Source organism: Nocardia flavorosea, assembly GCF_015477805.1.
In the GTDB taxonomy this organism is placed as follows: Bacteria; Actinomycetota; Actinomycetes; order Mycobacteriales; family Mycobacteriaceae; genus Nocardia; species Nocardia flavorosea_A.
The window spans coordinates 126626-153378 of record NZ_JADLQL010000003.1; the positions used below are offsets into that span (position 1 = coordinate 126626).

Annotated in this window: 21 protein-coding genes and 1 tRNA gene; 6 read left to right on the plus strand and 16 right to left on the minus strand. The window is 67.8% G+C overall.

All coding sequences use genetic code 11. The annotated features are described in order from the left end of the window. Positions 1-236: 236 nt before the first annotated feature. The 8 genes from IU448_RS16100 to IU448_RS16135 all read right to left on the minus strand — a co-directional run bounded on the left by IU448_RS16100 (position 237) and on the right by IU448_RS16135 (position 7525). Positions 237-761 (minus strand): bleomycin resistance protein, encoded by a 525-nt coding sequence (locus tag IU448_RS16100; RefSeq protein ID WP_228813282.1) that lies wholly within the window; start codon positions 759-761, stop codon positions 237-239. A gap of 177 nt (positions 762-938) precedes the next feature. Beyond that, positions 939-1856, minus strand: a complete 918-nt coding sequence (locus IU448_RS16105; RefSeq protein ID WP_195056458.1) for a ribonuclease Z — start codon at positions 1854-1856, stop codon at positions 939-941. Positions 1857-2141: 285 nt separating this feature from the next. Next, on the minus strand, positions 2142-3620 hold the full coding sequence (locus IU448_RS16110) for a hypothetical protein (protein WP_195056459.1): 1479 nt from the start codon (positions 3618-3620) through the stop codon (positions 2142-2144). A gap of 56 nt (positions 3621-3676) precedes the next feature. Next, on the minus strand, positions 3677-3922 hold the full coding sequence (locus IU448_RS16115) for a hypothetical protein (protein ID WP_195056460.1): 246 nt from the start codon (positions 3920-3922) through the stop codon (positions 3677-3679). Between the two features lie 220 nt (positions 3923-4142). Beyond that, positions 4143-5123: a ribose-phosphate diphosphokinase gene (locus tag IU448_RS16120; protein ID WP_195056461.1), complete on the minus strand. Its 981-nt coding sequence runs from the start codon at positions 5121-5123 to the stop codon at positions 4143-4145. Next, positions 5123-6610, minus strand: coding sequence for a bifunctional UDP-N-acetylglucosamine diphosphorylase/glucosamine-1-phosphate N-acetyltransferase GlmU (gene glmU / locus IU448_RS16125; protein WP_195056462.1), 1488 nt, complete (start codon positions 6608-6610; stop codon positions 5123-5125). Before glmU ends, IU448_RS16120 begins: the two co-directional genes overlap by 1 nt. Before the next feature lie 259 nt (positions 6611-6869). After that, positions 6870-7394: a hypothetical protein gene (locus IU448_RS16130; RefSeq protein ID WP_195056463.1), complete on the minus strand. Its 525-nt coding sequence runs from the start codon at positions 7392-7394 to the stop codon at positions 6870-6872. A 60-nt stretch (positions 7395-7454) separates the two neighbouring features. Beyond that, positions 7455-7525: transfer RNA gene (locus IU448_RS16135), tRNA-Gln, on the minus strand. A gap of 361 nt (positions 7526-7886) precedes the next feature. Between IU448_RS16135 and IU448_RS16140 the strand changes: the two genes are divergently transcribed. The 5 genes from IU448_RS16140 to IU448_RS16160 all read left to right on the plus strand — a co-directional run bounded on the left by IU448_RS16140 (position 7887) and on the right by IU448_RS16160 (position 15113). Further along, entirely contained in the window at positions 7887-8549 is a 663-nt protein-coding gene (locus tag IU448_RS16140) for a TetR/AcrR family transcriptional regulator (RefSeq protein WP_228813379.1), read from the plus strand. A 162-nt stretch (positions 8550-8711) separates the two neighbouring features. Continuing rightward, positions 8712-9359 carry a TetR/AcrR family transcriptional regulator gene (locus IU448_RS16145; protein ID WP_195056464.1) on the plus strand — a complete coding sequence of 216 codons (648 nt, stop codon included), beginning with the start codon at positions 8712-8714 and terminating at the stop codon, positions 9357-9359. A 251-nt stretch (positions 9360-9610) separates the two neighbouring features. Next, complete coding sequence (gene mfd / locus IU448_RS16150; protein ID WP_195056465.1) at positions 9611-13225, plus strand: transcription-repair coupling factor; 3615 nt, start codon at positions 9611-9613, stop codon at positions 13223-13225. A 401-nt stretch (positions 13226-13626) separates the two neighbouring features. Continuing rightward, complete coding sequence (locus IU448_RS16155; protein ID WP_195056885.1) at positions 13627-14283, plus strand: MazG family protein; 657 nt, start codon at positions 13627-13629, stop codon at positions 14281-14283. Between the two features lie 413 nt (positions 14284-14696). Next, complete coding sequence (locus IU448_RS16160; protein WP_195056466.1) at positions 14697-15113, plus strand: hypothetical protein; 417 nt, start codon at positions 14697-14699, stop codon at positions 15111-15113. 201 nt (positions 15114-15314) lie between these two features. Here IU448_RS16160 and IU448_RS16165 read toward each other — a convergent pair whose 3' ends face one another. The 8 genes from IU448_RS16165 to IU448_RS16200 form a co-directional block, all read right to left on the minus strand. Beyond that, the gene (locus IU448_RS16165) at positions 15315-15890 is read right to left on the minus strand and encodes a TerD family protein (RefSeq protein ID WP_195056467.1); all 576 of its coding nucleotides are present in this window, start codon (positions 15888-15890) and stop codon (positions 15315-15317) included. 79 nt (positions 15891-15969) lie between these two features. Next, positions 15970-16449 carry a hypothetical protein gene (locus IU448_RS16170; protein WP_195056468.1) on the minus strand — a complete coding sequence of 160 codons (480 nt, stop codon included), beginning with the start codon at positions 16447-16449 and terminating at the stop codon, positions 15970-15972. A gap of 215 nt (positions 16450-16664) precedes the next feature. Then, positions 16665-18014 (minus strand): MATE family efflux transporter, encoded by a 1350-nt coding sequence (locus tag IU448_RS16175; RefSeq protein WP_195056886.1) that lies wholly within the window; start codon positions 18012-18014, stop codon positions 16665-16667. A 146-nt stretch (positions 18015-18160) separates the two neighbouring features. Continuing rightward, entirely contained in the window at positions 18161-19303 is a 1143-nt protein-coding gene (locus IU448_RS16180; RefSeq protein WP_195056469.1) for a PLP-dependent cysteine synthase family protein, read from the minus strand. Between the two features lie 82 nt (positions 19304-19385). Beyond that, positions 19386-20762: an alanine racemase gene (locus IU448_RS16185; RefSeq protein ID WP_195056470.1), complete on the minus strand. Its 1377-nt coding sequence runs from the start codon at positions 20760-20762 to the stop codon at positions 19386-19388. Then, a complete protein-coding gene (locus tag IU448_RS16190; protein ID WP_195056471.1) occupies positions 20753-21763 on the minus strand; it encodes an ornithine cyclodeaminase family protein in 1011 nt (336 codons plus the stop codon). The genes IU448_RS16185 and IU448_RS16190 overlap by 10 nt, the downstream gene beginning before the upstream one ends. Then, entirely contained in the window at positions 21735-22913 is a 1179-nt protein-coding gene (locus IU448_RS16195; RefSeq protein WP_324188616.1) for a TauD/TfdA family dioxygenase, read from the minus strand. The genes IU448_RS16190 and IU448_RS16195 overlap by 29 nt, the downstream gene beginning before the upstream one ends. Positions 22914-23212: 299 nt before the next feature. Next, complete coding sequence (locus IU448_RS16200) at positions 23213-24421, minus strand: DUF7373 family lipoprotein (protein ID WP_195056472.1); 1209 nt, start codon at positions 24419-24421, stop codon at positions 23213-23215. 144 nt (positions 24422-24565) lie between these two features. Between IU448_RS16200 and IU448_RS28975 the strand changes: the two genes are divergently transcribed. Beyond that, positions 24566-26647 (plus strand): FHA domain-containing protein, encoded by a 2082-nt coding sequence (locus IU448_RS28975; RefSeq protein WP_228813284.1) that lies wholly within the window; start codon positions 24566-24568, stop codon positions 26645-26647. Positions 26648-26753 lie beyond the last annotated feature (106 nt).

A 26753-nucleotide genomic window follows, 5' to 3' on the forward strand; every position in this document is an offset into this window, starting at 1 on the left:
CTTGTCGGGCTCGGGCCGCGCCCACCGCGGGCCCCGGTGTGGCGTGCCGAGTTCGCGGGCCACCGACGTGGCTGGTGGGCCCGTGCCCCCGCGGGTTTACCGATGAGCCGGGTCCGGATACGGCACATCGTCGGCCTGTGCCGGCCTCGCTCAGCGCGCTGATGCGCCCTGACACCACCGCATGCCGAGCAAGGCATTCGGCATTTCTCGGCGAAGTCGGTCGGAACCGATTGCGTTCACCGGGGCGGGCGCAGTTCCCGCAGAGCCTGGCAGATGGTCGCGTGAATCGCCGATTCCTCGGTCTCCGCATCGGGGTCCCAGGTGGGTTCGGCGGCCCCTTCGATCGCCGGGCCGAACAACCACCACACATTGCTCCACGGATCGATGAACCGGGCCAGCGACGACGCACCGTAGAACGGTGTCGTCTCGGTGATCACCCGTGCGCCTCGAGCTTGGGCCCGCCGCAGTACCTCGTCGCAATCGGTGACATTCACCTGCAGCAGTGCCGGCGTGAACACCCAGTCGGGTTTGGAATCGGCGATCATCAGGCACGAATCCCCGATCCGCACCTCGGCGTGGATGAGCAGCCCGTCGGTATCGTCGGCATGCGCCTCCGGCGTCTCCCGCCCGTCGAAGACATCGGTCAAGAATTCGATGAATCCCCGTGCCCCACCGGGCCCTTTGACGGCCGCGAAGGCGTTGACGCTGCCATACCCGTTGCCGAGTTCCGAACCGGACGTGATCAGAGGTGTTGTGGTCATGGCGAGAGCATCGCACCGCATCCGGTCGATTCCCGACCGCTATTTTCCGCGTCGGGCAGGAATCACTACGTTCGCCTCGCGCTGCGACAGAGGCGTCATCGAGCAGCACAAGCCCGGGCCGAATCCGGCACGGGTGTTTGCGTCGGCGGATTCGCTGGGGCCGACGGCTCGGAACGGTCAGCGGCGGGGTGGCAGGGGAATGCGCGCGAGGTCGGTGGCTATCACGATTTCCCCGGAGAATTCCCGCCGCGCTTCGACGAGGTGGTCCTCCAGAGTGCGGTATCGCTGGGAGAAATGGGTCAGTACCAGGGTGCGCGCCCCGGCTTCTGCCGCGATGCGGGCCGCCTGACCGGCGGTGAGATGGCCGTGTTCGTCGGCCAGGTGGGCGTCGGCGTCGCGGAAGGTCGCCTCGATGACCAGCATGTCGACATCGGCAGCGAGTTCACCGACCGCCGGGCAGCGCCGTGTGTCCATAATGAACGCGAAGCTCTGACCGCGCCGGATCGCGCTGACTTCCGCCAGCCGGACCGTGCGGCCCTGCCAGGTGATTTCTCCTTCCCGCTGCAACTGTCCGACGACAGGGCCGGAAAGGCCGAGGTCGGCGAGGCGATCGGGGAGGATCGTGCGGTAATCGGGTTCGGTGACGCGGTAGCCGAACGCCTCCACCGGATGGTCTAGCCGGGCGGCGGTGAGTTCGAAGGGCGCGCCCGCGGCCGGCAGTGCGCCCGGTGCGGTGATCGGGTGCGCGCGTAGGTCGACGGTGCGATGGTATGCAGTGGCATCGCACAAGTTCTCGAAATACCGCTGACCCGACGCCGGATAGTAGGCATCGACCGGGTGCGGGACCCGGTCCAGGTTGATGCGCTGCATCACCCCGGCCAACCCGAGACTGTGGTCGCCGTGGAAATGAGTGATCGCAATGCGGGTCAGGTCGGTCGCCGAGATCCCGGCGTGGATCATCTGCCGCTGTGTGCCCTCGCCCGGGTCGAACAGGATCGCCTCCCCGCCCCACCGCAGCACATACCCGTTGTGGTTGCGGTGCGCGGTCGGTACTTGGCTCGCGGTACCCAGCACCACCAGTTCCCGCTGCGACATCTACGCGCTCCGCTTTCCGGTCGCCGGCCCGTGGCACTTCTCGCTCAGCAGCATGGGGCGACCATATCCGGCCTACAGCGATTGTCGCCGATACCGTTTGCGGCAGCGATGAGACCGGCATGTGTCTGCCCGGCGGAGTTTGCCGACCGGTTGGATCGGGCGCCCGCGGGTCCGGGGGTCAGCAGGACCGAGCTCATTCGCCACGGTGTCTCGATGTCGGTGGACAATCGCGGACGCCCGATGGCCCGCCCATCGAAGCCGGCCGACCCTGCCCGACCCGGGGCGCTAACCCGCGGACTCGATCGGGACCATTTCCATTCCGGAGAGCGCCAAAGCCAGGATCATTCCGATGATCAGGCATACGCCGGCCGCGATCGCCGCCCATTTTCCGAGTGATTCGCCGCGGATATGCCCGATCACACCGAGCGCGATACCGGCTATACCGAACAGAAGCGGGCAGAACAGCAGTGAGACCGCGGCGCAGACGAAACCGATGATCGACAGGACCTGCGGTCCGGAGCGTTCCGGTTGCTGGGTGGCGCCGTAGGGCTGGTACTGCTGTTGCGGGTAGGCGGGATAGCCGCCGGGCTGTTGACCCCCGCCCCAACCCGGTTGATCGTATTGAGCACCGCCCCACCCCTGCTGCCCGGACTCCCCGCCCCAGCCGCCGGATTGTTCGTGCCCCCAAGCCCGCTGTCCGGATTGCCCACTACCCCAGCCGGGCTGGTCACCGCTCCCGCCTGGCTGTCCGGGGTGGTCACCGCTCCAGCCCTGCTGTTCGCTGCTCCAGCCATGTTGCCCGGGTTGTTCGCCGCTCCAGCCTTGCTGCCCGGGTTGTTCGCCGCTCCAGCCTTGCTGCCCGGGTTGTTCGCCGCTCCAGCCTTGCTGCCCGGGCTGGTCGGCACTCCAGCCGCGCTGCTCGCCGGGCGGGGCACCCCAGCCGGATCGATCTTCCGGACGATCGTGACGACCGCCGTACGCGCCCGGCGGCGGATAGGGCGTCCCCCCGGCCGGGGAGTAGCCGGTCTGCCCGGGCGACTGCGGCTGCCAGGCCTGACCCGGCGTCTGCTCTTCGGGCCGGGCGGACCATGCTTGCGGCGGGACCTCGCCCATCGGCTGGTGACCCGGCTGGTCGGACGAACCCGGCTGCCAACCGTGGGTGTAGGCCGCGGTGCCCTTATCCATTCGCGGTGCCTCGGCGCCGGGTTCGCCCGGCTCCCCGGACTGCTTGGGCAACATCTGAGTGGGGTGGTCGTCGGCAGGGCTGCTCACACCGGGCTCGCGGCCCTCCGGCTGGGATTCGGTGCCGGCCCGGCCCGAAGCAGCGCCGGACGATTCGCGGTGCAGGATCTTCGGGAGATATTCGGTGGGTGGGTCCTCCGACGATCTCGGTGTCTCGCTGCCCGCCTGGCCCGCTCCAGCGCCCGGTTCCTCGGCTGATTGCGGCTCGCCGGACTGCGCAGGCGGTTGCGGGGCGTTGGCCGCTGCGCCCGTTTCGTCCGGCGGATAGGGGCTGTACCCGCGCGACTGCGTTTGGTCCGGCGGTTGCGGAGCGGCGGGCGTGCCGAATGGTTCGTCCGGAGCTTCGGGAGCCGGACCGCCCGACGCCTGATCGCGGGTGTCGGGGTCCCTGTCCACCGGCGGTTCATCGCGCTGGGATGCCGGTCCGCCGGGGGATTGCGGTCGCTCGTTGTGATGGTGCGGCGTCGCACCGGCGTCTCGCGGCGTTTCGCCGGGGTTGCGCGGGTCCTGCGGTGTGCTCATCACGTCTCCTCGGTCGGATCGTCGAGGGCTCGTAGTCGGTACCGCGGTGGGGAACGTCAGTCTTCGGGTTCGTCCTCGATATGGATGGCGGCCGCCTCGGCGGGGCGGTTGTCCTCGGCGGACCGGTCGCGGGGGCCCGTTTCCTCGGCCAGTTCTTCCGCTATCCCCAGCCGGCCGTCATCGGCCTCCCGGTAGCCGATTCGCAGGTCGTTCGGCGGGTCCTCGATATTGCGTTCGTAGGCGCGGACCTCGTCCAATTGTTCGTCGTCGCCCATATCGGGCTCTCGTGGTTCGCGATCCATACCACCCAGTATGCGCCGCCACCGGGCTACCTCGACAGACCGCGACCAGCGATGGCGAGCCGATGGGCGTGCTACTCCGTGGGGCCGGGCGGCTCAAAGGACGAACGGGGCCGGCTGCTCCCGAGTACGGCCGCGGGGCGGGCCCGGAGAATGCAACAGCCCCGGACCGAGCGGTCCGGGGCTGTTGTGGCAAATATCAGGCGTTACCGCCGGTAGGTCTTCAGGCGTTGCCGTTGAACAGTCCGGTGACCGAACCGTTCTCGAACACCTCGCGGATCGTGCGGGCCAGCAGCGGGGCGATGGACAGCACCGTGAGCTGCGGGAACTTCTTGTCCTCGGTGATCGGCAGCGTATTGGTCACCACGACCTCCTTGGCGCCGCAGCCAGCCAGCCGCTCCGCGGCGGGGGAGCTCAGCACGCCGTGTGTCGCGGCGATCACCACATCGCCCGCGCCGGCCTCTTTGAGTACTTTGACCGCGCCGGCGATGGTGCCACCGGTGTCGATCATATCGTCGATCAGGATGCAGGTGCGGCCCTCGACCTCACCGACCACGCGATTGGACTTCACCTGGTTCGGGACCAGCGGATCGCGGGTTTTGTGGATGAACGCCAGCGGTGCCCCGTCCAGCGAATCCGCCCATTTCTCCGCCACCCGTACGCGACCGGAATCGGGGGAGACGACGGTGATGTTGTCCAGGCTGTAGTTGTTGCGGATATGCTCCGCGAGCTGCAGCTGCGCGTGCATATGGTCGACCGGGCCGTCGAAGAAGCCCTGGATCTGATCGGTGTGCAGGTCGACCGTCACGATCCGGTCGGCGCCGGCGGTTTTGAGCAGGTCTGCCACGAGCCGGGCGGAGATCGGTTCGCGGCCGCGGTGCTTCTTGTCCTGGCGGGCGTAGGGATAGAACGGCAGGATGGCGGTGATCCGCTTGGCCGAACCGCGCTTGAGCGCGTCGATCATGATGAGCTGTTCCATCAGCCACTGGTTCAGCGGCGCCGGAAAACTCTGCAACACGAAGGCGTCGGAACCGCGTACCGACTCCTCGAAACGGACGAAGATCTCCCCATTCGCGAAATCACGCGCGGTCTGCGGGGTGACCTCGACGTCCAATTCCTTGGCCACCTGCTCGGCCAGTTCTGGGTGCGACCGTCCGGCGAAGAGCATCAGGTTCTTCTGGTTGTCGATCCATGACGCGGTCACTACTGGTTGCCATCCTTAAGCTCTGTTGCCCGATCCGGTAATTCATCGGCCGCGAGTGCCTTCGCCGCCGCATTTGCTGCAGCGGTACCTGGACGTTTCCGCTGCACCCAGTTTTCGATATTGCGCTGCGTACCCCCGGACACGGCGAGCGCGCCCGGCGGGACGTCTTCCCGCAGCACAGTACCCGCACCGGTATAGGCGCCGTCACCCACGGTCACCGGTGCGACGAACATCGTATCGCTGCCGGTCCGCACATGGGACCCCACGACGGTGCGGTGCTTGTCCACTCCGTCGTAGTTCACGAAAACGCTGGATGCTCCGATGTTGCTGTGCTCGCCGATAGTGGCATCGCCGATATAGGTGAGATGCGGAACCTTGGTATGCCTGCCGATATCGACATTCTTGGTCTCGACGAATGCGCCGATTTTGCCCGATTCGCCCAGAACGGTGCCCGGCCGCAGATAACTGAACGGCCCGACTGTCGCATATGCCTCGACTTTCGCGCCTTCACCGTGCGTGCGGATCACCCGGGCCCCGTCGCCGATGATCGAATTGGTGAGCGTGGTATCCGGACCGATTTCCGCGTCCTCGCCGACCGCCGTGGTGCCCAGTAATTGGACCCCGGGGCGGATCACGGTATCGCGGCCGATCCGGACATCGGTATCGATCCAGGTCGACCCCGGATCGACGATCGTCACCCCGGCACGCATATGGCGTTCCACGATGTAGCGGTTGAGCGTGCGCGCCGCGGCGGCCAGTTGTACCCGGTCGTTGACACCGGTGACCTTGGCCGAATCCACCAACCGGGCCCCCTGCACGGGGTGGCCGGCCTGGCGGGCGAGTTTCAGGACATCGGTCAGATACAGCTCGTGCTGCGCGTTGGCCGTCGACAACCGGCCGAGCATGGTGCGCAGTACGGCGACATCGAAGGCGTACACACCGGAATTCACCTCGGTGATGGCGGCCTGCTCCGGCGTCGCGTCGGCGTGCTCGACGATCTCGGCGACCTCGCCGTCGCCATCGCGGACGATTCGGCCGTAACCATTCGGGTCCTCGGGAACGAAGGTGAGGACGGTGACGGCCGGCCGGTCCGGGTAGCTGCGGTGCTCGTCGAGCAGCGCGGACAGTGTGTGGCCGTCCAGCAGTGGAACATCGCCGGAGGTCACGATCACATCGCCGGTGAACCCCGCGGGCAGCCCCGAGAGACCCACCTGCACCGCGTGCCCGGTGCCGAGCTGCTGTTCCTGGACGACCGGGACGACGGTGCGGCCCAGCTCACGTGCCACGCCCGCGGCCTCGGCGCCGACCTGCTCCCGGTCGTGCCCGACGACGGTCACCAGATGGTGCGGATCGATAGCGTGCGCGGCGTACAGCGCGTGCGCCAGCATGCTGCGCCCGGCCAGCGGATGCAGCACCTTGGGCTTCTTCGACCGCATTCTCGTACCGGCACCTGCGGCTAGCACGATAACGGCGGTCTGCTCCTGCATGAATCTCCCTCGGGCCGGCGATGGTCATCGTGCACGCGAGTCGCTGTGCCGCCAGGACTCGAAGCTGCCCGAGCCGGGTCGGGGCGAAGCGATGGGATTCCGACGCGCATTCCCGGGTATACGAAGAGTCCGTTGTGGGCACGGGTCATCCCACTCGAGGACGGCCTCTTGTCGCGCTGCACGGGGCATGAGCGTATCAGCCTCACCGAGGGCCCGGCCCGGTGATCTCGGCGTCGAAAGGCGGCTCACTCGCCCGTCGCTACAGAGAAAACTCCGGCGGCAGACCGGAGTATCGGATATTCGAACTCGTTATGCCCACCAGGGTCGCGGTGCCGTCGCCGTTCGGCCGATACACGGGCCCGCCGGAGTCGCCGAACCGGATGCCGGTGTATCCGTCGCAGCGCGTCCCGCTGAGTTGCCCCCACCTGCACAGGTCTCCGGCGGGCATATCCAGGCCGGTCAACCGCTCACCGCTCGGGAGGGTGTTGTGGGTCGGGGTGCCGGGAAGCAGGGGGATCATCGCCCAGTCCTCGCCGGGTAGCCGGATCTCCCCGAACAGTCCGAGCGTGCAATGCCCGGCGGTGAGCGCGACCGGCTGTCCATCCGCGTAACCCGTGGCCGTGACCGAACACAGTCCGAGCGTCGAGCCCGGTCCCACGGCGAAGTCCGCCGATGACGAGCCGGGCCCCAGAGCCGACTGTGCCGACACCGGCCCGGCGGCGAGGACGGTGGTGACGAGGGCGCCGGCCGCCATCGCGGGGAGCGCCTTCAGAGTCCTGGTCATGGCATTCCTCGGCAGAAGAGGTTTTCGAACCGTGCAGAAACCGGATCAGGGGTTTTCTTGCTCCGCCGCCAGGACTCGAACCTGAACTATCTGAACCAAAATCAGAGGTGCTGCCATTACACTACGGCGGACTGTCACACCGGTGCGTTGTCGAGAACCCACCGCTGTGTACCAGCACGGCAACGATACTCGCATGCCACCCAGGGTTTCGTCGAACCGTGGGGTGCCGTGGCCCGCCGGGTGGGGCCCGCGGCCGGGTCTCGACATGCCGAGCGGGCGCACAGCATGCCCGCGTGACCGCGGCCCCGGAAGGTCTGAGACAGTTGATCTCGATGGTTTTGGTCGCTGGTCGGACATCCGGTGCGAATCGGCGACCCCGGTAACCAGGGAGGCGGTAACGTGTCGTCGGGAGAGCCGCGAACGGCCGGGGAGTCACAGGCCGGTGGGGATGCCAAGGAGATCGCCGGGCAGGTTCCGCCCACCAGGCAGCGGATGACCGGTACCCAGCGACGCCGCCAGCTGATCGAGATCGGGCGGGCACTGTTCGCCGAACGCGGGTACGACGCCACCTCCATCGAGGAGATCGCCCTGCGTGCGCAGGTTTCCAAACCCGTCGTCTACGAGCATTTCGGCGGTAAAGAAGGTCTGTACGCGGTGGTGGTCGACCGGGAGATGTCGATGCTGCTCGATATGATCACCTCCTCGCTCACCAACAACAGATCCCGGGTCCGGCTCGAACAGGTGGCGCTCGCGCTGCTCACCTATATAGAGCAGCGCACCGACGGCTTCCGCATCCTGGTGCGCGACCAGCCTGTCTCCTCGACCGACGGCCGGTACTCGAGCCTGCTCAACGAGGCGGTCAGCCAGGTCGCGCATCTGCTGGCCGGCGATTTCGATCGGCGCGGTTTCGATATCAGCCTGGCAGGTCTGTACGCACAGGCGCTGGTCGGGATGGTGGCCACCACCGCCACGTGGTGGCTGGACGTGCGCAGTCCGTCCAAGGAAGTGGTGGCCGCGCATCTGGTCAATCTGTGCTGGAACGGCCTCAGTCACCTCGAAGCCGACCCGCAGCTCAGCTCCGAATGGCCCGCCGTCCCGGGGCCGCTGCCGGCGAACTCGCCCGGCGGGCAGGGTAGTTCGGAGAACCGTGCGTGAACTGCCCGTGAACTCTTGCGGGCCCACGAATCGAGAACCCTACCCCGCGCGGATGGTACGGTTCACCCATCCTTTGGGTGCTGTTCGGGCGGTAAGTCGGTCTACTTCGACAATGTCGGTCTACTTCAGGATGGCTGGTTATTGGGATGACAGGCGGAGCTGATGGCTAGGCAAGCGCGCGCGGAGATAACCCGCGATTCCGTCCTGGCCGGCGCTGCCGATGTCTTTCTGCGGTTGGGCTACGCCAACGCGAGCCTCAGCGAGATCATCGCGCAGTCCAACGTGACCAAGGGCGCCTTGTACTTCCACTTCGGGTCCAAGGAAGAACTGGCCCGCGCGGTGGTGGACCAGGGCCAGGAACGGCTGACCGCCTCCTGTAAGGGATTCTTCGACTCCCGGGTGCCGGCCCTGGAAGCGGCCATCGGCATCACCTACGTGGTGGCGGATCTGTCGATGAACGATCCGATGGTCGGCGCGATGCTCAAACTGACCCACCAGATCGGCGACTACCGCGGCGCCAACGGCGACAATGTCGCGAAGAACTGGGGCGAGACCTACCGGCTGCTGGCCGAACGCGCGATCGCCCAGGGCGATCTGCTGCCCGATCTGGATCCGGAAACCATCGGTCTGCTGCTGTACGGGCTCACCACCGGGATGCATATCGTCGCGGTCGGCACCGAGTCGATGGATCAGCTGGCGTCGCGTATGGAACGGGCCTGGTACTTCCTGATCCCGTCCATCGTCCCGGAGGACAAGGTCTCCTACTTCCGCGAGTTCGCCGCCCGCCGCCTCCGCCGCTACGTGCCGTAGTTCTGGCGCGCGGGATCTCGGCCGGATGGACGGCCAAAACCTCTGGGTGTCTCGCTGAACTCGGCGCCACCGCTGGTCGCGAAGGACTTTCCTGAGGCGGTGCCGATCACACCGAGCCGGCGAAGTGGACGAGCGAAGACCTGGGCTTACCGCCCCCCGCCCCCGCGACGCCGGACGCAGCGCCGTGTCACAACCCCTATAGACTCGGCTGGCCCGGTGGAATCGCCTTCGTTCGCGGTCAGGAGAGAAGAATGTCTGCCCCTCGTCCACCACTGGCGGGACTGGCCTCGGCAGCCGGTGCCGATACCGCGTTGCGGACCGTTTCCGGCATGCTCGGCCGGTCGTCGGTCGAATTGGTGGCGCCGAGCGCGGCGAGATCGTTCGTCGCGGCCACCGTGGCCGCGGAACGGCCGGTTGTCGTGGTCACTGCGACCGGTCGCGAAGCCGATGATCTGACCCTCGAGCTCACCGAGATGCTGGGGCCCGCGGTCGCGCAGTTTCCCTCCTGGGAGACGCTGCCGCACGAGCGGCTGTCGCCGGGCGCCGATACCGTCGGTCGCCGGCTCGAGGTGCTGCGCCGGCTGGCCCATCCCGAAGATCCGGTGTATCCGGAGCCGCTGCGCGTCGTGGTGACCACGGTGCGTTCGCTGATGCAGCCGATGGCGTCCGGGCTGGGGGATATCGAGCCGATCGTGCTGCGGATCGGCGATGAGGCCGATTTCGACGAATTGATCGCGCGGCTGGTCGAATTCGCCTACACCCGGGTGGATATGGTCGGCAAACGCGGCGAGTTCGCGGTGCGCGGCGGCATCCTGGATCTTTTCCCGCCCACCGCGGACCATCCGGTGCGCGTGGAATTCTGGGGCGACGAGATCACCGAGTTGCGCTCGTTCTCGGTGGCTGACCAGCGGTCGCTGGGGGAGGATTCGCTGTCCGCCGTGGTGGCGTCGCCGTGCCGGGAGTTGCTGCTCACGGCCGAGGTGCGGGAACGGGCGGCGGCGGTGGCGGCGGCCAATACGGCGGACGCCGCGCTCGTGGAGATGCTGGACAACCTGGCCGAGGGTATCCCCGTCGAGGGGATGGAGGCGCTGCTGCCGGTATTGCAGCCGGGTGAGCTGCGGCTGCTCACCGAACAGTTGCCCAGCGGTACCCATCTGCTGGTCTGCGATCCGGAGAAGGTGCGCACCCGCGCCGCCGACCTGATGCGGACCGGTGAGGAATTCCTGGAGGCGTCCTGGACGGCGGCCTCGTTCGGGGCGGATGCCCCGATGGGTGCGCACGGCCTCGATCTGGCGGCGTCGGCGTATCGCCCGCTGACCCGGATCCGCGACAGCGCCGAAAGCCGGGAACTGCCCTGGTGGACGTTGAGTCCCCTGGCGACCGGTGATCCGGCCGAGATCGAACTGCCGGTGCAGAGCGGGCCCACCGCCCGTGGCTCCGAAGAACTGGTGGCGACGATATTCGCGTCGCTGCGCGCCCATGTCACGACCGGTGGGCGGGCGGTGGTGGTGCTGGCCGGTCACGGCACGGCCCAGCGCACGCTGGAACGCCTCGGTGAAGCGGAGGTGCCCGCCGCGCAACTGGAGGCCGGTGCGGAACCGGTGCCCGGTGTGGTGGGTGTGCTGTGCGGTTCCCTGCACGACGGCGTGATCTTCGGCGACGCCGGCCTGGTGGTGGTCGCGGAGTCCGATCTGACCGGTAATCGGGTGACCGCGCCGGGCGACGGTAAGCGGCTACCCGCCAAACGCCGCAACCAGGTGGACCCGCTGGCGTTGAACGCCGGTGACATGGTGGTGCACGATCAGCACGGTATCGGCCGGTTCGTGGAGATGATCGAACGTACGGTCGGTGGGGCCCGGCGCGAATACCTGGTGATCGAGTACGCGCCCGGAAAACGTGGCCAGCCGGGCGACCGGCTGTACGTGCCGATGGAATCGCTGGACCAACTCTCCCGGTATGTCGGCGGGGAGATGCCGAGTCTGTCGAAACTGGGCGGGGCCGACTGGGCGAACACCAAGCGCAAGGCACGCAAGGCGGTCCGCGAGATCGCGGGCGAACTGGTGCAGCTGTATGCCGCCCGGCAGGCGGCGCCCGGCCACGCCTTCGGTCCGGATACGCCGTGGCAGCGGGAGATGGAGGACGCGTTCGCGTTCACCGAAACCGTCGATCAGCTCACCGCCATCTCCGATGTGAAAGCGGATATGGAGAAACCGGTGCCGATGGACCGGGTTGTGTGCGGTGATGTCGGGTACGGCAAGACCGAGATCGCGGTGCGGGCCGCGTTCAAGGCGGTGCAGGACGGTAAACAGGTGGTCGTCCTGGTGCCGACCACGCTGCTCGCCCAGCAGCATCTGCAGACCTTCACCGAGCGGCTCGCCGGATTCCCGGTCACCGTGAAAGGTCTGTCCCGCTTCACCGACCCCGCGGAATCCCGCGAAGTGCTCACCGGGATGGCCGAGGGCGAGGTCGATATCGTCGTCGGCACCCACCGGCTGCTGCAGACCGGGGTGCGCTGGAAGAACCTCGGCCTGGTGATCGTGGACGAGGAACAGCGCTTCGGCGTGGAACACAAAGAGCACATCAAGGCCCTGCGCACCCATGTGGACGTACTCACCATGTCGGCCACCCCGATCCCGCGCACGCTGGAGATGAGCCTGGCCGGGATCCGGGAGATGTCGACCATCCTCACGCCGCCCGAGGAACGCCATCCGGTGCTCACCTATGTCGGCGGCTACAACGACAAGCAGGTCACCGCCGCCATCCGGCGTGAACTGCTGCGCGACGGCCAGGTGTTCTATGTGCACAACCGGGTGTCGTCGATCGACAAGGCCGCCCGGCGGATCCGGGAGCTGGTCCCGGAGGCGCGCGTGGTGGTGGCGCACGGGCAGATGAACGAGGACACCCTGGAACATACGGTCCAGGGTTTCTGGCAGCGTGAATTCGATGTGCTGGTGTGCACCACGATCATCGAGACCGGTCTGGACATCTCCAACGCCAATACGCTGATCGTGGAACGCGCCGATACCCTCGGCCTCTCCCAATTGCACCAGTTGCGCGGCCGGGTGGGGCGCAGCCGGGAACGCGGATACGCCTACTTCCTGTATCCGGCGGAGAAACCGCTCACCGAAACCGCCTACGACCGGCTCGCCACCATTGCGCAGAACTCCGACCTCGGCGCCGGTATGGCGGTCGCCATGAAGGACCTCGAGATCCGCGGCGCCGGTAACGTGCTCGGCGCCGAGCAGTCCGGGCATGTGGCCGGTGTCGGTTTCGACCTGTACGTGCGGCTGGTGGGGGAGGCCGTGGAGGCATACCGGGCGGCCGCCGACGGCAAACCGATCACCACCGAGGAAACCAAAGAGGTCCGGATCGACCTGCCGGTGGACGCGCACATCCCGCCCGACTACATCGCCAGCGATCGGCTGCGCCTCGAGGCGTACCGCAAACTGGCTGCCGCGCACGACGATCCGGCGCTGGCCGCGGTGGTGGAGGAACTCCTCGACCGCTACGGCCCGCTGCCGGTGGAGGTGGGCCGGCTGGTTTCGGTGGCCAAACTGCGACTGCTCGCCCGCGAATACGGGGTCGCCGAAATCGCGGTCACCGGCACCACGGTCAAGATCTCGCCGCTCTCGCTGCCCGATTCGAAACAGATGCGGCTCAAACGGATCTACCCCAGCGCCTCCTACCGCGCCGCCAGCGGGGTGGTGCAACTGCCGCTGCCACGCGTCCAGGACAGCGTGGGCGCCGACCGGCTCCGCGACGTCGCCCTGCTGCAGTACCTCGCGGACCTGCTGCTCGCTCTGGACGGTAAAGCCGCGGGCGCCGTGGATCTCACGGTCGCGACCGAGGTGAGTCCGGCGCGATGACACCTGGTCCAGATCCGTGCGGCCCTGGCCTCGAACCCGCAGCATCCCGATCTCGGCGGGGGTTCGGCGCCGCGCCGCAGGATCCGCAGCCGGCGCAGTCCGCTGGTTCGCAGCCCCAGTCCGTCCCGGGGCAACCAGCCGATCCGCCGCGGTCCGTCGCGGGGCGAGATTCGGGGCAGTCGTCCGCCGCTGCGCGGCGACCCGAGCCGGGCGCTGCTGCGACCGACGAACCGGTGCTGTCGACCGACGAACCGGTGCTGCCGACCGGCACCTCGGCGCGATCCGGTGCGTCGGCCGCCGAAGCCACAGAATCCGGATCGTTCTCGGACCGTCCCGCGCCGGGCGTTCTCGAAGCGGAGACGGCGAGTGTGGCGGCGGGGTTGTCCGAAGCGGTCGAGGTGATGGATCGGCTGTGGCGGTTCGGTGGGTGGGAGGTCACCCAGACCCACGATTCGCTGCGCCCGTATCTGCTCGAGGAGACCTACGAACTTCTCGACGCGATCCAGGAAGACGACCCCGGCGCCATCCGCGAAGAACTCGGCGATCTGCTGCTGCAGGTGCTGTTCCACTCCCGGATCGCCGAAGCGGCCGGCGAATTCAGCATCGACGATGTCGCCGCCGCACTGGTCGCCAAACTGGTGAACCGCAGCCCCCACCTCGCCGACCCGGCAGCGGCCGGTTTCGACCCCCACGCCTCGGTGACCGAAAAGGTAGCCGCCCAGGAAAAAGCTTGGGAGGAACGCAAAACCGCGGAAAAGGCGCGCCGTTCGTGTCTGGACGGTATCGCGATGGCACAACCCGCCCTGGCGCTGGCGGAGAAGGTCCGTTCCCGCAGTGCCCAGGCCGGGCTACCGGACGATCTGATCCCGGACGACCTGCGCATCGTTCGCCTCGGCGGTCCCGGCAGTGCGGAAGAACAGTTGCGCATAGCCACCTTGGAATTCGCTGCGACCATCCGCGGGGCCGAGGACTTCGCCGAAGCGGCCCGCGGTGCTCGCTTACCTTTGGACGCCGACGATTGGCACAGGTATTGGCCTGTCGGCGACCGCCGCCATTAGATTCGCCGGGTTGTTCGCGCGCTACTCCGCTTGCTGCGTCATCCTTCGGCGAACACGGCTCGCCGTCGAACCGAATTCGGTCCGCCACGCCCGCGTGGCATTCCGGCCATCCGGGGAAGCCTTCAGGGTTGACTCCGAGGTCTCCGAGTTCGGCAACACCGGTGCACCGAGACTCCTTGCCTACCGAGCGTGTCGGGTTCGATCTGCGGACCGCGCTTGACCTCGCCGCGGCGGAAGGGTACTTCTTGTTACGGAAGGCGAATCCCATTTGTCCGATTGTGACTGAATACTTTTGGTTGTCAGCGTTTTTCATGCCTTCCGCATCTGCAGAGAGCGGTGTTTCGCGCCTTGCGTCCACACCGCGCCGATGGCTCTGGCGAGAAGTAAGCCGATATTCGAGAGGGAATCGAGATATGAGATCGATGAAACGTCCGTCCGGGTCGAAATGGCGGATCGGTGGTCCTGTTGTGCTGGTCGCGGCCGCCGCGTTCGTCGCGCTCGGTGCAGCGCCGGCGAACGCGCAGGAACCGCTGAAAGCGCCCGAAGTCACCTTCGCCGGTACCGCGCCGGGAACGGTCACCGCGACGCTGCACAATCCCAACACCGGCGGACAATGCTGGGCGGAAGCCGGTATCGGGCCGGAGAACAACCACCGATTCTTCGGGAACAGTCAGCCGGAGTCACTGGCCAACCCGGGCCAGACCGTGACCACGACTCTGGAAGGACTCGAATCGGGCACGACCATCACCGCCCGGGGCGGCTGCATCGACGCAGCCGGTGCCGTGGGCCAGATGCCGTTCAGCGAGACGGTCACTGTTGTCGTTCCCTGATGATCGCCATCTGGGCAGCCGATGAGGCTCCGCGGTCTGTTCGGTAGTGCCGCGCCGGTGACCGGACGTATTCCGTTACCGGCGCGGTCCCGCTGCCCTGCGGTCGGGCGACCTCGGGGCGCTGATGTCTCACAACGCTTCCGGGGTCGTCGCCGGACCGGCCATATCAGGCCAGGAATCACACCCGGGCAGAACGTTGCGTCACACGTTCACACCGTAGTCGCGGGCTATCCCCGCGAGACCCGAGGCGTATCCTTGGCCGATCGCCCGGAACTTCCATTCGCCCGCGCGGCGATACAACTCCCCGAACACCATGGCGGTTTCGGAGGACGCGTCCTCGGAGAGGTCGTAGCGGGCCAGTTCCGAACCGGTGTTCAGATCGACGACGCGGATATAGGCGTTGCGGATCTGGCCGAACGACTGCCCGCGCTGATCGGCCTCGTGGATGGAGACCGGGAAGAAGATATTGGTGATCGTCTCCGGCGTATTGGCCAGGTCGACATTGATCACCTCGTCGTCGCCGTCGCCCTCGCCGGTGAGATTGTCGCCGGTGTGTTCGATGGTCCCTTCCGGGGAGCGGAGGTTGTTGTAGAAAACGAAATGGTGATCCGAGAGGACTTTCATATTCGGGCCGGTGGCCAGGGCACTGGCGTCGAGGTCGTAGTCGGCGCCCATGGTGGTGCGCACATCCCAGCCGAGTCCGACGGCGATCTTGGTCAGGTTGGGGGCTTGTTTGGACAGCGAGACATTGCCGCCCTTGGCCAGATTGACGCTCATGATCTCCTTCCCCGCGGCGCCCCGGGCGCCGGATACTGACTGCCCGGGAGCGCCGGATCGGCGGCCCCCGCGGCCGATCTCAAACCGCTTCGTTCTCCGCCCAGGATTGCAGTGTCGCCACCCGGTGTTCGAGGGCGCGCAGTTCGCTGTCGTCGAGGACGTTGCGCTGAATGCCCTGGGCCACCTCGAACGCCGACTGCCGGTGATCGTCGATAACGTCCACATCGAGGCGGACCGCCACATAGTCGTCCGCGCCGGGCATCTCCTCGGCGATGACCTTGGCCGAACCGCGGGCACACAGCGCCACATTGTTTCCACCGAGGATCAGCAGCGCCACCTGCGGCCGCTCCCGCAGCCGGGCCAGGGACCCGCGATCGAACTTGAGGCTCAGCAGAATTCGCCGGTCACCGGCGCGCACCGGCCAGGAGACCGGGATCGCATGCGGCGCCGGATCGGTGGTGACCAGGACGGCGATCGTTTCCCGCGGCCAATGCGGCAGCGTTTCCAGCTCGGGATGGTCGGTTGCTGGGTTTTCGGTGGAACTGACTCCGGCGGCCATATCGTCCCCTCCTGGATCGACGTGCTGCGGCGGAGGATGCGCCGCACCGCTCACCAGTCTAGAACGCGGCGCCGACACGCGCCGGAGAAGTACCTGCCCCGACCTGCGCCGGAACCCTGTGTAGCCGCCCGGATTACCCGTGTGCCGGGCAAAGGGCAGCCTCAGAAAACGTGGTCAGCAAGGCCCTTCGGCAACAGGGGCGCCCGCGGCGGTACCTAACTCACGGTTTCCCGGTGGCGCGGGGCCATCCGGACGTCGTGCTCGTCCAGCAGGGCGAAGTACTTGCGCAGCATCAGGGCGGCGGTGGCGGCGAGGCCCGCGGTCAGCCCCCACCACACTCCCGCGGCACCCAGCCCGGCCGGGAAGGCCAGTACAACGGCCGTGGGCAGGCCGACGAACCAGTAGCCGACCACCGACAACCGGAACCCCGCGTTCGTCGCCTGCAACCCGCGTAAGAGTCCGGTCCCGATGTTCTGCGCCGCGTCGAAGAACTGCAACACGATACCGATCAACAGCAATGACCGGGCCACCTCGACGGTCGCCGAATCGTTCAGGTCGAGGAACGGACGCAACACCAGTTGCGGAACGAAGACATAGGCCAGGCCGGTGACCAGCGCAACCACTCCGGCGCACCGCAACGCCAGCCGGGCCAGGCCGCGGGCGTGCGCGGTTTCGTCGCGCCCCACACTGTGGCTGACCAGGATCGAGGCACCGTGCGAAATACCGATGGCTACCTGGAAGACGATGTAGATGACCTGGTAGACGACATTGTGCGCGGCCAGCGCGGCCGGGCCCAGGGCACCCATGACGAGGGCGAGCACCGAGAACATTCCCGCCTCGGAGCCGTAGGTCAGCGCGATGGGTGTACCGAGCCGCAGTTCGGCGCGGACGGTCGCGGGGCGCACCGGCCACGGACGGATGGGCAGGGTCCGGCCCAACCGGGGGTCGCGGCGCACCATGGTCCAGAACGCCACGAACATGAGCAGGAAGACCAGCGAACTGGCCACACCCACCCCGGTCAGGCCCAGGGCGGGCAGCCCGGCCCAGCCGTGGATCAAACTCAGCGCCAGTACCAGGTTGACCGCGATGGATCCGAGAGTCACCAGCAACAGGGCCTGCGGACGTTGCATGCCGACGGTGTACTGGCGCAGCACCTGGAACCACAGGCACGGCAGCAGGCCGGGCGCCAAGGCGACCATCAGCGGCCGGGCCTGGGCCAGAACACCGGCGTCCTGGCCCAGCCATTGCAGTGACCAGCCGAGGCCGATGAGGATCGCACCGCCGAGTAACCCGGCGGCCGTCGCGATCAGGAAACTCGACCGCACCACATCGCGGATCTCCGGGTCGGGATCGGTGCCTCGTTTCCCGGCGGCGCCCACGGCCGCGGCGATCTGGTTACCGCTGCCGGTGATCAACCCGACGCACATGGTGCGGATCTGGTTGAACAGCACCAGGGCCAGCCCGCCGGCCGCCACGGCCTGTACCCCGAGACTGCCCATCAGGGCGATATTGGTGGTGGAAACCGCGACCTGGGCGAGTTGGGTGAGCGCGATCGGAGTGGCCAGGGCGGCGAGCCGCCGGAAATCGGGAGCGGCGAGCCGCCGGAAATCGGGAGCGGCGAGCCGCCGGGAATCCGGGGTGCCGGGCCGCCGGACTTCGGAACCGGCCGGTCGGCGGCCGGCGGGGCGATTACGCGAGAGTGGTGTGTTGGTCACCGGGCCCGCACCATGGTGTCGGAATCCTCCGTATCGTCGTGCTCGTCGTGGGTGTGTTCGTCCGGCCGTGCGGTGGCGCAACCGCCGGTGCCGGCATCGCCGAGTACGGTCGCGCCCGCCGGTTGTGTACCACGGCCCGCGGGAGCATAACGGGTCAGCAGGGCGTGCACCTCGCGTTCGGCGGCGGTGTCGAGCAGATCGCGTTCGGCCATCCAGTCGTCGTCGAATACCGTGTCGAGGTATTTTTCGCCGCCGTCGCACACAATAGTGACCACGGTGGAACCGGCGGGGAATTCGTCGAGCCTGATCAGCCCGGCATATACGGACCCGCCCGCCGACCCGCCCAGCATCAGTCCGAGCTGCCGGGATACCGCGCGGCAGGTGGCGAAGGCGTCGCGATCGGAGACCTTGATCCCTTCGTCGAGCAGGTCGTAGTCGACGGCGGTGCCGATGGTGGCGCCGGGCGGAGTGCCGGTGCCCGACTGCCAGTAAGGCCCGCCCGGACCGCCGAAGGCGATGGAACCGACCGGTTCCACCCCGATAACGCGCGGTACACAGCCCAGCTGCCGTAATCGGGTCGCCGTCCCGAACAGGGACCCGCCGGTGCCGACCGCGGAGAGCAGGATATCCACCCGGTCCACCTCGGCCAGTAACTCTTCGGCCACCGCGTAGTAGCCCACCGCGTTGGCGTCGTTGTTGTGCTGTTCGGTGAAATACGCGTCGGGCAGTCCGGCCGCCATGGCCTCGGCGTGGTCTTCGCGGGCGGAGGTGGCCAAGGTGTCGTCACCGTCGTCGGCGACGAAAACCAGATCGGCACCCATTGCCCGCATAGCCCGTAATTTGTCCTTGCTCGCGTGATGGTCGACCACCGCGGTGAAACGGTAGCCGCGTTCGGCGGCCACCACCGCCAGGCCGAGCCCGGTATTTCCGGACGTGGATTCGATGATATGCCCGCCGGCACCCAGAAAACCGCGCCGTTCCGCGTCGAGAACCATTTCCCGTGCCATCCGGATCTTGGCGGCGCCCGTCGGATTGAATTGTTCGAGTTTGAGCAGCAGGCGGGTGCCGGAGGGGGTGGTCGCCAATTCGAAGAGCGGGGTGCGGCCGATCAGGTCCGTCACTCGGGTGACGAGGGGCATGGCAAACTCCTGGGCGTCGATAGCGGTCGGTGCGAAACGGCCGGGGCCGGTAGCCGTACCGTCGGGGTCGGGAAAAGGGCTGTCAGGATCGATCGAGAGCCCAGCGAAACCGGCCGCCCGGAGCCTGCGAAAGCACCACCTTCGGTGGAATGGGTAATTCGTGGAAGGTCGATTCGTTGGAATCCATCTGATACCCGGCGGTATTGGGGTAGATCAGCAGATCGCCGATTTCCGCGGCGCGGGGCAGCGGGATCCGCCGCCAGCTGAGCATGTCCGATTCGAGGCAGGTGGCGGCGCCGACGACCGTGGGTGTCGGCGTTCCGGCGGCAGTGGGCCACAGCACCGGGTCGGGCAGGTATTCGCTGTCGAACCACTGTTCCGACAGGCTCAGGCTGGAACCGTCCACCGTCAGCACCCGGTACGGCTGCCCGTGCTCGTGCCGTGTCTTGTGGCCCTGGACGCGGAACACGGTGCTGCCCGCCCGGTCGAGCAGCGCGCGGCCCGGTTCGACGGCCAGGGTGGTGCCGGTCTCCCGGAGCCGGCGGGTCAGATCGTCCCGTTCCAGAATCGCGGCCAGCATGGCCGGGCCGGCCTCGGGAAAGGAATACGGGTAATACGATTCGAAGGCTTTGCCGGAATGGAACCAGCGGCGGTTGGACTCGTCCCGGAATGCGGACCAGTGTGCGGCGGGTACATAGTCCACCCCGAAACCGCCGCCGACGGAAATGGTGGTGGCCGGATGGCCCTGCGCCCGGGCCGTGCGAATACGCTCGAGCAACTGAACGGCCAATTCGGCACGCGGGACGGGATCGTATCCGGACAGGTGAAAACTGAAGCCCTCCAGCGTTACCGACGAATAATCGGCCGCCACGGCAACGGCTCGATCGAGCTCGTCCACCGACATTCCGAACCGGCTGGCCGAAGCCGCGGGCAATACCCGCAGCAGCACCCGCACCGGAATATCCAGCGCAGAAAGACGGTTCAGCTCACCCAAGCTGTCCACGGCGATCAGGCATCCGTGCCGGGCGGCGAGCCAATGTAATTCACCGGACTTCTCGGGCCCGGTCACCAGCAGGTCCGCCCCGCGGACCCCCTGCGCCAGCGCGGCGACGAGTTCGCCGGTACTGGATACATCGATTCCCGCCCCCGCAGTCGCGCAGGCTCGGGCGACACACGCCGCCTTGTTCGCTTTTTTCCCGTAGTAGAGCGCCCCGGAGACGCCTGAGGTGGCGAAGACCCGCTGGAACCCGCGAATATTCTCGACCACCCGCGCCGGATACATCAGATGGAACGGCCCGCCGACCGCGAACCCGATATCCGCCAGCAGGTGTGGATCCGCGAGCACCTGCTCCTCCCAGGCGGCACGGTGGGCGGGCAGCGGCGCGGCCACCGTCCCCGCGTGTTCGCCGCGGGAACCGGGGCCGGCTCCCGCGGGGGCATCGGCTCCGGTCAATCCCATAGCGCGACCTCCGTGCCCCGGCCCTCGGCGATGGCGCGTTCGGCCAGCGCGTGGGCCACCGCGATATCGGTGAGTACCAGTCCGCTGTTGTAGACGAAGATCCGCTCGTCGGCGCGGCGGCGGGCGACCGCGCGCCGGCTCAGGATCTGCGGCAACTCGGCGTCCACGGGGCGCAGCACACCGTTCTCGTCGGCCATATCGGTGCCGGTCAAGGCCATCTGCTCGGCGCTGGTGGCGATCACCCGGTCGGCATCGCCGAGCGTGGAGGGGGCGAGACCGTAGCCCACCAGCACCACCACCGACCCCGGCTTCAGATGCTCGGATTCGATCGCGACCTCGGTACCAGGTCCGGCCGTCGCCAGGACCACATCCGCGGTCCGCGCCGCCGCGTAGGGGTCGTCCACGGTTTCCAGCAGCGCATGCGGAGCGTATTCGGTGAGCTGCCGGTGGACCGCTTCGATACCTTCGGGGTGGGTGCCGAACAGCATCAGTTTCCGCAGTTGGGGATTGGCGGCCAGCAGATGCGGCAGCGCGTTGCGGCCCTGGGTGCCGGTCCCGATCAACAGCACCGAATCCGCGTCCCGGCTCAGCGTTTCGCGAACCAGCAGCGCGGATACCGCCGGGGTGCGCAGGGCGCCCACCCGGGCGCAGTCCATCATGGCGATGGGGGCGCCCGTGGTGTCGTCGTAGAGCGTGATGGTCGTGTAGTAGCGCTTGGTGGTGCGGTCGTGACCGGGATCGAACTTGTACGACGATTTCATCGCGACCACCCGGCGCCTGCCGTCGCGGCCCAGCATGGCGTAGGCCACCGACCAGCCGTCCGGGTTGGCGACGCTGAGTTTGCGTGGGTTGTCCGAATCGCCTGCGGCCAGGGCGATATAGGCCTCTTCCACGGCGCGGACCACCTCGGCCGGAGCCACCGGCACATCGGCCAGGTCGCTGCGGCTCAGGACGCGCAGTGGAGTTGCTCGATCACGTGTGCCCAATGGATCCTCGATCATCTACCGCACCGTTCCGCTCTTCCCGCACCTCCCGCACCGGTGCCGTCTGTCGCGGTGGCGCCGGCGGGAAGGGTGCGACGATCTGCTGACCGTATCCATTCTCCCTGGATTCGGCCGCCCGGCGCGGGCGTTCGGGTAGCCGGATGTTCACTCGTTTGAGCCAGCGGTCGGTGCCGTCGTAGCGGGGAGTGAACGGCACCCGGCCGTGAACGGCGACATCGTTGTCGACCAACAGCAGTTCACCGGGTCGCAGTGCGGCCACCACGCAGACCCGTTCGAGTTCGCGTTCGAGTTGTGCGTAGGCCTCCCGGAACTCGGGACCGGCGTCGTCGAGCGGGGTGTAGGCCGGGTCGAAACGCATGGTCAGAGCGCTGGTTTCGGTTTCGTGTCCCGGTTCGCTCCACAGGGTCGGCACCGCGACGGCGTCGGCTCGCTCGAATGCCGAACCGTAGGAGACATCCGGCAGGATCGGCACGGTAGGCGTGCACAGGATGTCCCGTTGTGGGCGGGTCAGCCGGACCCGGCGTACCGACGAGACAGTGGTGCCCACCGATTCGGGGTTGCGCAGACAGGCCAGCATGAGCAGATTGGCGCGCAGCGGGTGGAACGCGTCTTCGGTATGCGGGCTGAGCAGCACGGTGCTGCTGGCGCCGGACTGTTCGAATTCGTGCCCGGCGGCGGGGACGATGTTGTTGACCAGCCGGCCGTCCTGCTGTCCGGCCCAGCCGAACGGTTCACCGGCCGCGGCGGCCAGCAGCAGCATGGCGATATCCAGTTCGAGTGAGCCGGTCGCCTGGCCTGGGTCGGTGCTCCACTGGGCCGCGGTTTGCCAATCCGGCGGGGTGGGCCCGAACTCACTGTCGGACAGCGGCAATGCGTGCACGACGCAGGCGCCGTGCACGGTGGCCGGCGGGCGGACGGCAGTGCATACCTCGGTCGGCAGGTCGCCGGCGCGGGTGCTGATCTGCTCCAGCAGGACAGGATCGTTCAGGGCTGCGGCCGCGTCGCCCGAGTGGCTATCCATTGTGTGGGCTATCTCAGCGGCCAGTTCGCGTACCGCCTGTCCGGCGGTGCCGGATAACTCACGGTGCTCGATATCGTCGATATTGGGTGGGTGAAGCGCATTACGTTCGGAGAGAACGCTTTTCACCAAAGTTTCCCTTCTCGGAATCGTGGATCGCGGTACCGGTGCGGACGAGTCGATGTGCGAAGTTAGTGCGTGGCCGCAGCTGTGACAAGGGTTACCTAACTACGGCGTGTGATAGCGAATATGCATAGCGCGCGCGACGTGCAGGTGGGTGGGTGTATGGTCATCGGGCGTTGTGGCTTCGGTGAGACGCAGAACACGGTAAGGCTAGCCTGTCCTTGGCGCAAAATCCGGACGACTCGCCGCTGGTGAGAAGGTCCGTGCCGCAACGTCTTCGGGCCACCGGCGGCTGCGGGGTTGCGTCAGTAACTGTTCGCCAGCAACGCGTACTGGGCAGCGGTCTTCTGCCCGATCTCGGTTTCGTCATCGCTGGACACCACGCCGACGTACCGTTTGTACGGGACGAAACAGCGGTACCGGTACTGACGCTCGGGATCGCCGGTATCGTTGAGCTCCAGGCATTTCGCGCCGGGAACCGCCGCCGGCGCCGGCATCGGATCGTAGGCGGGGCCCGCCGATTCGATGAACCCGTTCACCAGAATCGGTGCGCCGGCCGGATCGCGTACCCTCGCTACGGAACTGCCCGCGGCGTAGGCGGTGCGTTCGAACCCGGATTCGTCGAGCAACCGAGCCCGTGCGGGCTGATCATCGGCCGAATTGATCAGATAGTTGCGGCCGTAGACGGCGAACTGGTCCGGATCCGGCTCGTGCCCTTCCCGATCGGCGACCACGACCCGGGCCAGCAGGTTCTCCGGGTCGACCGCCAGATCGGCGATATCGGCCGTCGGAGTCGGTTCGAACCGTGCGAGCTGGTCCAGTTGAGCGGTGAGAGTCTTGTCCACCCAGGACACCAGGTCGGTGCTGTCGGGCTCCGGGCGCTGGATGAAAAGTGAGATCACGAACTGTTCATGGGCCAGGAACGCACCGATATTCGCGATACCGGGCCGCCAGTGCAGCAACGCCTCCGGATGTTGCGCCGATTCCAGCTTCCGATTGTCCGGGGAGACGCCGATATCGGCTGCCTCCAGTTCTTCGGCTGCCTTCGCGGCGGCGCGGGTATCCGGGAAACGCATCGCCACCACCGTGATCGCCGTGGCATCGGGAGTGGGCCTGGACTGGCCCGCCGGATCGTCCCGGTCGGCACCGCTGGCGGCGTAACCGACCACCATCCGGCGATTCTCGAGGATCGGCTCGGACACATTGGCCAGGAAATCGACGGCGGTGGCCGGGTCCGGCAGCACCTTCGATCCACGGCCGTACTTCAGCGACGGATCGACCTGGCTGCTCGTCGTCACAGCCTCCGACATCCGGATGCCCTCGAGCAGCACGCCGTGACCGCCGGCCTCCTGCGGATAACCGAACCGGTCGACCGGGAAATCGCCGACATCGAGAGTGCGGACATCGATCTCGGCCGGCACCGGCGTACCGGCCACCGAGCCGCATCCGGACAGCCCGGCCACCAGTAGCGCGACCAGCGCGGTGACGGCGCCGCAACGTGTTATCCGAACCATGGGCCGCCCCCTCGTTCCGATCGAAACTGCATTATCGAAGTTACCCGACGTCCGGTGATCTCGGGGAGGCCCCGTCTCGGTCGTGCCATACCCTGGTGTAGTGGCAGACAACCCGCGGCAGTACCCGGGCGGAGATTGATCCGCATGCAGGACCAGCAGGTCGAGGTGGTTTCCGGGCCGCACGCCGTGGCCCGGGTCGCGGGCGCGGTGGTGCTGGTGGCCCATCGCGGCGACGGGCGCCCCACTTCGAACTCCCCGGCCGTCCGGGCGCTGGTGGCGCTGGCCGAACTCGTCTACGAGGCCGCCGCCCGGCAACCCGAGGGGCCGGGCGCCGCAATCGCCCGGGAAGCGACCCGATGGCTCATGGCATACGCGGCACGGAGCGACCCCGGCGGCTCTGTCGATTTCGGGATCCTCTCGGCAGCCGGTCCGGACCGGGTGGCGATCTTCCTGCACGGTGCCGTCACCGCTGTCGTGGCCGGTGAGAGCACCGAATACTTCCACGGTCGCGACGCGGCGTTCACCGTCGACAGGACCGCACCCGTCCCGTCGCGCGCGGTCGCGCTGTTCGTCGACGACCCGCTCGCGGACCCGGACGATGATGCTGCCCGGCCCGAATTGCCCGCCGCTCGCGGTATCGGCCGTTTGGTCGAGGGGATTGCCGAAGCCGGCGCAGCGATCGCCTGGGCGCCGGCGGTCCGGCAAGCTGCCGCCTCGACGGGACCGGGCCGGTCGAGCGGGGTGGTGCTGGGTAAACGAGCTGTGCGCGGAACGCGGGAGGAGCCGGCCGAATCTCTGGTCGCGCCGGAGGTCTCGCCGCTCTCATCGGGCGGGCCGGGGACGGCGAGCGAGCCTGCGGGTACCGCGGCAAGCATCGGAAGTATCCCGGGAGATCCGGAGGCCGGCGGCGTTGTGGGGCCGGCGGCGACACGTATCGGTACAGCCGACGGCCCGGCCTCCGGGGGCGCTTCGGAGTTCGCGGCGAATCCTGCTGCCATATCGCCGGCCGATCGGGGCCCGGAGGGCGCGGCGCAGTACTCGGGGAGTGCGGGTAACCCGGTTGCCGACGCTTTTCCCGGCGAGCCGGGGGCGGTGCCGGCCCCACCGGATGGGGTGGACAGTTCCAGGATTGTGGAGCGCCGTCCCGACGATGAGGACCGGCCGGAGAATGCCGGGATCGACGCGGGACATCCCGGAGCAGGAAATGCCTCCGAACCCGTGGCGCAGAATTCCGCGGTTGCGGCAGCGGATCCGAAGGCCGCGCAAGCGCGCACGCTCGCTGCGGGTTCGGCGTCTCCCGCAGCGGATCCCGGGACAGTGTCCAAGGCTACGGCGGCCGGATTCGGCGACGGAAATCCGCCGCAGACGGGCCCCGCGGGCGCAGCGCCTGCCGAGGAGAACGCGGAATTCGCCGGGGAAGCCGAGGGGGAGACCGGCGACCGCGGCCCTGCGGACGGTGTGCACCCTCCCGGTGCCGACCGACATCACGCGCAGACACAGATCAGCGGCCGGCAACCGCAGCGGCCGACCCGGTCCGGCGAGGTCGCCGACGAGACCGCCGACTCACGGCCGGGCCGGACCGATCCGTCGCGGCGCCCGGCGCATCGCACGCCGCGTATGGATATGCCGCTGCCGCAGCCCACTCCCACCGACCGTCCGGGGCACGGCCCGCCGGAACACGGCACCCCGCCGCTGGCCGCCGAACTACGCCGCCGTACCGAGGCCACCGCGAAAGGTACCGCCCTGACCGTGAAGGTGCGCGGCTTCAAATGTGCGCGCGCCCACCCCACCGACCCGCGCTCGGCGTTCTGCAGTGTGTGCGGGATGCCGGTGGATCAAACCCAGCCCCTCATCGAGGTGATGCGGCCGCCGCTGGGCATTCTCGTCCTCGACGACGGTTCGACCTACCTGCTGGAGACCGATTCCGTCCTGGGCCGTGATCCGGAGAAAGCCGAGCCGGTCCGGCGCGGTCTGACTCCATTGCAGGTCACCGATAATTCGGGCGGTATGTCGCGGGCGCATGCGGAACTGCGGCTGGTCGAATGGGATGTGACGCTGATCGACCGCGGTTCCACGAACGGAACCCGGACCCGCGCGCCTGGGTTCCGGGAATGGGTGCGAGTCCCACCGCACCAGCCGGTGATCCTGGTGCCGGGTACCGAGATTCTGATCGGTAATCGCATGCTGCGCCTCGAATCCGCCGCACCACCGCCATTCGGGTCCTGATCCGCGACAGCAGCTCGGACCGGCTGTGCATATACCCCGTCCATCGAGAGGCGCGGGGCCCTCTGGGCTATGACCAGGCGCCGTCGTTACGGAGGCCCGGGCCCGG

Excerpts from the sequence above, each read along its gene's own strand:
- IU448_RS16100 (WP_228813282.1), bottom strand. The coding sequence starts at position 761 with ATGACCACAACACCTCTGATCACGTCCGGTTCGGAACTCGGCAACGGG.
- IU448_RS16105 (WP_195056458.1), bottom strand. The coding sequence starts at position 1,856 with ATGTCGCAGCGGGAACTGGTGGTGCTGGGTACCGCGAGCCAAGTACCG.
- IU448_RS16140 (WP_228813379.1), top strand. The coding sequence starts at position 7,887 with ATGACCGGTACCCAGCGACGCCGCCAGCTGATCGAGATCGGGCGGGCA.
- IU448_RS16160 (WP_195056466.1), top strand. The coding sequence starts at position 14,697 with ATGAGATCGATGAAACGTCCGTCCGGGTCGAAATGGCGGATCGGTGGT.
- IU448_RS16115 (WP_195056460.1), bottom strand. The coding sequence starts at position 3,922 with ATGGATCGCGAACCACGAGAGCCCGATATGGGCGACGACGAACAATTG.
- IU448_RS16130 (WP_195056463.1), bottom strand. The coding sequence starts at position 7,394 with ATGACCAGGACTCTGAAGGCGCTCCCCGCGATGGCGGCCGGCGCCCTC.
- IU448_RS16170 (WP_195056468.1), bottom strand. The coding sequence starts at position 16,449 with ATGGCCGCCGGAGTCAGTTCCACCGAAAACCCAGCAACCGACCATCCC.
- glmU (WP_195056462.1), bottom strand. The coding sequence starts at position 6,610 with ATGCAGGAGCAGACCGCCGTTATCGTGCTAGCCGCAGGTGCCGGTACG.
- mfd (WP_195056465.1), top strand. The coding sequence starts at position 9,611 with ATGTCTGCCCCTCGTCCACCACTGGCGGGACTGGCCTCGGCAGCCGGT.
- IU448_RS16145 (WP_195056464.1), top strand. The coding sequence starts at position 8,712 with ATGGCTAGGCAAGCGCGCGCGGAGATAACCCGCGATTCCGTCCTGGCC.
- IU448_RS16190 (WP_195056471.1), bottom strand. The coding sequence starts at position 21,763 with ATGATCGAGGATCCATTGGGCACACGTGATCGAGCAACTCCACTGCGC.
- IU448_RS16165 (WP_195056467.1), bottom strand. The coding sequence starts at position 15,890 with ATGAGCGTCAATCTGGCCAAGGGCGGCAATGTCTCGCTGTCCAAACAA.
- IU448_RS16155 (WP_195056885.1), top strand. The coding sequence starts at position 13,627 with ATGGATCGGCTGTGGCGGTTCGGTGGGTGGGAGGTCACCCAGACCCAC.
- IU448_RS16110 (WP_195056459.1), bottom strand. The coding sequence starts at position 3,620 with ATGAGCACACCGCAGGACCCGCGCAACCCCGGCGAAACGCCGCGAGAC.
- IU448_RS16200 (WP_195056472.1), bottom strand. The coding sequence starts at position 24,421 with ATGGTTCGGATAACACGTTGCGGCGCCGTCACCGCGCTGGTCGCGCTA.
- IU448_RS16180 (WP_195056469.1), bottom strand. The coding sequence starts at position 19,303 with ATGCCCCTCGTCACCCGAGTGACGGACCTGATCGGCCGCACCCCGCTC.
- IU448_RS16185 (WP_195056470.1), bottom strand. The coding sequence starts at position 20,762 with ATGGGATTGACCGGAGCCGATGCCCCCGCGGGAGCCGGCCCCGGTTCC.
- IU448_RS28975 (WP_228813284.1), top strand. The coding sequence starts at position 24,566 with ATGCAGGACCAGCAGGTCGAGGTGGTTTCCGGGCCGCACGCCGTGGCC.